7 protein-coding genes are annotated in these 4,143 nt (G+C 62.5%); 3 read left to right on the top strand and 4 right to left on the bottom strand.

Features of this window, described 5'->3' with window-relative positions:
- The 3 genes from AC2VOK_RS02765 to mgtE form a co-directional block, all read left to right on the top strand.
- Positions 1 to 206, top strand: a 206-nt coding sequence (locus AC2VOK_RS02765; protein ID WP_428899120.1) for a Txe/YoeB family addiction module toxin, incomplete at its 5' end; no start/stop codon positions are given.
- Positions 207 to 280: 74 nt separating this feature from the next.
- Complete coding sequence (locus AC2VOK_RS02760) at positions 281 to 667, top strand: transposase (RefSeq protein WP_428899119.1); 387 nt, start codon at positions 281 to 283, stop codon at positions 665 to 667.
- A 291-nt stretch (positions 668 to 958) separates the two neighbouring features.
- Complete coding sequence (mgtE, locus tag AC2VOK_RS02755; protein ID WP_428899121.1) at positions 959 to 2,335, top strand: magnesium transporter; 1,377 nt, start codon at positions 959 to 961, stop codon at positions 2,333 to 2,335.
- Positions 2,336 to 2,844: 509 nt separating this feature from the next.
- On the opposite strand, the gene AC2VOK_RS02750 is transcribed toward mgtE, so the two are convergent.
- The 4 genes from AC2VOK_RS02750 to AC2VOK_RS02735 form a co-directional block, all read right to left on the bottom strand.
- The gene (locus AC2VOK_RS02750) at positions 2,845 to 3,171 is read right to left on the bottom strand and encodes a transposase (RefSeq protein WP_428899118.1); all 327 of its coding nucleotides are present in this window, start codon (positions 3,169 to 3,171) and stop codon (positions 2,845 to 2,847) included.
- Between the two features lie 127 nt (positions 3,172 to 3,298).
- A complete protein-coding gene (locus AC2VOK_RS02745; protein ID WP_428899117.1) occupies positions 3,299 to 3,583 on the bottom strand; it encodes a type II toxin-antitoxin system RelE family toxin in 285 nt (94 codons plus the stop codon).
- The gene (locus tag AC2VOK_RS02740; RefSeq protein ID WP_428899116.1) at positions 3,580 to 3,819 is read right to left on the bottom strand and encodes a type II toxin-antitoxin system Phd/YefM family antitoxin; all 240 of its coding nucleotides are present in this window, start codon (positions 3,817 to 3,819) and stop codon (positions 3,580 to 3,582) included. Before AC2VOK_RS02740 ends, AC2VOK_RS02745 begins: the two co-directional genes overlap by 4 nt.
- 96 nt (positions 3,820 to 3,915) lie before the next feature.
- On the bottom strand, positions 3,916 to 4,143 hold a 228-nt coding region (locus AC2VOK_RS02735; RefSeq protein WP_428899115.1), incomplete at its 5' end, for a HepT-like ribonuclease domain-containing protein.

Here is a 4,143-nt window from a genome sequence, read left to right as displayed (position 1 = left end):
ACCGCAAGACCGCCCGGCGGATCACCCGCCTGATCGCAGAGATCCAACGCGATCCATTCGACGGGATCGGCAAGCCCGAGCCCCTGAAAGGCGAGCTGGCGGGGTATTGGTCCCGCCGCAGCGACGACGAGCATCTGCGCCAGAGCGTGCCGCACGTCGCTCAGTTCGGTGGCCGAGAGCTGGATGTCCGCCGCGTGGCGGGCTGACGTTCTCCCAGACGCTAGAGGCGATCATAGCCGTTTGTGAGGCGGCCTGGCGATTCTACGGTGGCGTCTTCAAGGTGTTGATTTATGACAACATGACACCCATTGTGCCCGAGTCGGATTCGACCGATCCGCGGTTCAATGCGAGGTGGGCGGAGTGCTCGTGGGTGATCGATCACGCGACAGGCAGGTTGGTGTGGGCAGCCGAAGGCCGCAACAAAGACACCCTGGGCAAGTTCTTCGACCAGCTGGGGTCCGAACGTGCCAGGTTGTTGACCCATGTCGGCTGTGACCGTGCGGAACGGATCCACGCCGTGCTGCGAGCACGCGCGCCGCAAGCAGTGATCTGCCTGGATCCGTTCACCAAGCGGGCATATGGATTTCACAGCCCCGACGCATTGATCGGCATGGCCATGCTCACCCGCGGCGCCCTGTGCCCCGCACTACCCGGTCGAGCAGCATGAAACCTGATCCACGGAGACGTCAGGAGATTCACGAGGGAGTCGGGAATTCGGGGACCCTGGGGAGATGATCGGCCATGGTTCAAACAGGCGGGTTGCATCGTCATCCTATAAGATGACCGACGCGTCTACATCAGGCTTTATTTTTACACCGCGTCTGAGACGCCATGCCCGCCTAGCTGATTGGACGGTACGACCATAGGCCGTAGCGACCTTCCGCCCGCACTGGCCAAAGTCGTGTCCTTCATGCGTCGCGGATACCCCGAGGACGTGGCGGGCACCGGTTACTTTCCGTTGCTGGCGTTGTTACCTCGGCGATTGCCGCTGCGAGAAATTATCGCAACCGGGGATCCGAAAGCCGTCGACCGATGGATCGACGCTGTCACCAATGTGTGGGATCGCGCCCGCGAACTCGCCGCGTTGTCCAAAACCGAATTCAGCAAACTCGCTGAGCTGCTTGACAGTCGCAGCGGCGCCGAGCTGATCGAATCGGTTGACCACGATCTTGCGGCACAGGTGGTTCAGGCGATGGACTCATCGCGGGCGGCTCTGATGCTTGACGTCCTTGACTCCGACCAAGCCACCGGCATTCTGCGCGAAATGGGCGGACCGAAGCGGGAGGCGTTGCTGACGTTGCTGCCGCCGGAGCGGGCAACGGTTCTCCGCGGGTTGCTGAGCTGGCCTGAGAACTCGGCCGCAGCGCACATGGTGCCCGAAATGATGACCGTGCGCCCGAACATGACGGTGTCGCAGGTAATCGCCGCAGCCCGTGCGAACGCCGCGGCATCGCTCAGTGATTCACGTACCACCGCATATATTTTCGTTACCGACGAAGAATCTCATCTACTGGGTTTACTCCCGTTCCGTCGTCTCGTGCTGGCTGATCCGGCACGGCAGGTATCGGAATTGATGGACGAGAACCTGATCGTGGTCTCAGCGCTGACCGACGCGGAGCTGGCGGCACAGATACTCCTCGACCACAACTTGCTGGCAGTTCCCGTCGTCGACCGCGACAAAAAGCTCCTCGGTATCCTCGCCGAGGACGAGGCCCACGACATCGCCCAAGAGGAAGCGACCGAAGACGCCGAGCGACAGGGCGGCTCCGCTCCGCTGGAAGTGCCCTATCTAAGGGCATCCCCCTGGTTGCTGTGGCGCAAGCGCGTCGTCTGGCTGCTTGTCTTGTTCGCCGCCGAGGCCTACACCGGGACCGTGCTGCGAGCGTTCGAGGCGGAGCTCGAAGCGGTGGTCGCGCTGGCGTTCTTCATCCCGCTGCTGATCGGCACTGGCGGCAATACCGGCACCCAGATCACCACCACCCTGATCCGCGCGATGGCTACCGGCCAGGTTCGGTTTCGAGATGTGCCTTCGATATTAGGCAAGGAGATGTCGACCGGCTCGCTGCTCGCACTGACCATGGCGGGGGCAGCGGTGATACGTGCCTGGACGTTGAGCGTGGGCCCTGAAGTCACTGCGACGGTTGCGGTGACGGTGGCAGCAATAGTGTTGTGGTCGTCGCTGATCGCGTCGCTGCTTCCGCCCTTGCTCAAAGTCTTGCGGGTCGACCCGGCCGTCGTTTCAGGCCCGATGATCGCCACTATCGTCGACGGCACTGGGCTGATCATCTACTTCATGATCGCTCGCTTGATGCTATCGGAACTGCACGGTATGTGAGCACACCTGTGTTGCACCTTCAGCGGTGAGAAACTGACATACTTGCGGATCGAGAGCCTCAGTGGCTAAACCAGCCGGGGCATGTCGAGCCCGCTGCCGTTGTCGGCGGAACCCTGAGTCGGTTCGGTTTTGCCGATTTTCAGGCGGTGTCGAATTTTGTTGCCGCCCAAGTCGTGTGTCGTGTCCGCACGTCGGCACGCCAAGGAAGCGTCCAGCAAATGAATCGCGCGGATGCACGCGGCACATCCTGCATAGTCTTGGCAGCCTTGTGCCGGTCGTCGCGCACGTCCGGGGCGAACGCACCTCGGGATTGCCACGTCTCACGCACAAGCGAGCCGACGACCCGGCGCGGCTTGATCGGCAAGCATTATCGAATCGCGATCAAATAGGTGGGTCACCCGGCTGCCGGCGGCTGTGCCATCACGGTGAGCCGGGCGTCGTAGCGGGGACGATGCGGGTGGACCTGCACGAAATTTCGAGGCATATACAGGTGCGTAAACGCTATACAGTCACGTAAACGCCATTGTTGCGACAACAACGGTGGTCGCGAATGGCGGCCCGGGGGCCGGCCCGAAGAGGTCGAGGTGTACCTGGATATCGACGCCTACGCGAAAAAGGTCTATCGGCAGGAACTGGCCTGGTTTGTCAGGGTATTCGACCGGGGCAGCACGGCGGGTCATGTTGCGGGTCTGGAGGTCTTCGAGCACGACGACTGCGTTCGACTGGGCCAGGCGGTGCGCGGTCTGGGCGCAGAAATCCTGGCGGCGGTGCCGCTGTGTAGCCCGCAGCTTCGCCAGAGCCTGCCGGGTCTTGTTGCGGTTTGCCGACCGGCGCAAGTGAGTGATCTTTAGTGGTCACGCAATTTGCACCCCGTCTAAGGGTTGTTCGGCAGCGTTGTGGCTGCGTCCCTTTCGCGCTTTGGGGGAACCCCAGCTGATGCTCCAATTGGCACGCAGACCCAAGTCATCGTCGGCGGTACACCGACGCTCGATGCTGAATCCTGTGCACGATGACGATCTTGGCTGTGTCATCGATGCTGTAAATGATCCGATAGTCGCCTTGTCGCGCCGAGAACAAGCCGACGAGTTCGCCGACGAGGGCCTTGCCGAGCCGGCGCGGGTTTTCTCGGATCGGCCCATATAGGGTGGCCAGCGCTGCGTCGCGGATCTTGGTAGGGAGACGGTTCAGGTGACGGAGTCCCTCAGGAGTGATGCGTAGATCGTATGGGTCCGCAGACGGAGAACTCACGCAGACGGCAAGGGCAGCGAACTACCCCGAGCAGCCTCTTCCTGCGACCGCTTCAGCGAGGCGACAAGCTCGGGATCCCGCAGGATGTCGAGCGTCTCTTCGAGCGCGTCGAGGTCGTCCGGGCTCACCAGTACGAATGACGGCCGTCCGTTGCGTGTGACGAGGACACGCGCGTGTTCACGTTCGACGCGTTCAGCTAATTCGGACAGGTGGGCCTTCGCTTCGGAGAACGGCATAACTTCGCCCATAGGTCAATATCCTGGCCCATCCCCCGGCGTCGCGCAACGGGATTTCCCGCTGTGCCCGAATCAGATTCCATTACGGGCATCGCCTCAAGAGCCTTGCCCGCCCCGGCGCCACCCGCGCGGCGCATGCCGCCAGGGGCCGACGGCCGAGCCGTCGCGCACGAATGCGGTCACCCGTTCGACGAACCGCTCCAGGTCGCGCAGATCGCCGAGCCGGAATTCCACGATCGCGTCGGACACCGCGACGTACTCGTGCACCAAGACGTTGCGAAAGCCGACAGCCTTCCACATCGCGTCGGACAAGTCGACGGTGAG

This window comes from Mycobacterium sp. TH-M116 (assembly GCF_057473685.1).
The sequence above is the reverse complement of the archived record's forward strand: the minus strand, read 5'-3'. Positions and strand labels throughout refer to the sequence as shown.

What these genes read in the sequence shown, in the direction of transcription:
- AC2VOK_RS02740 (WP_428899116.1), bottom strand. Translation starts at nt 3,819, where the DNA reads ATGCCGTTCTCCGAAGCGAAGGCCCACCTGTCCGAATTAGCTGAACGC.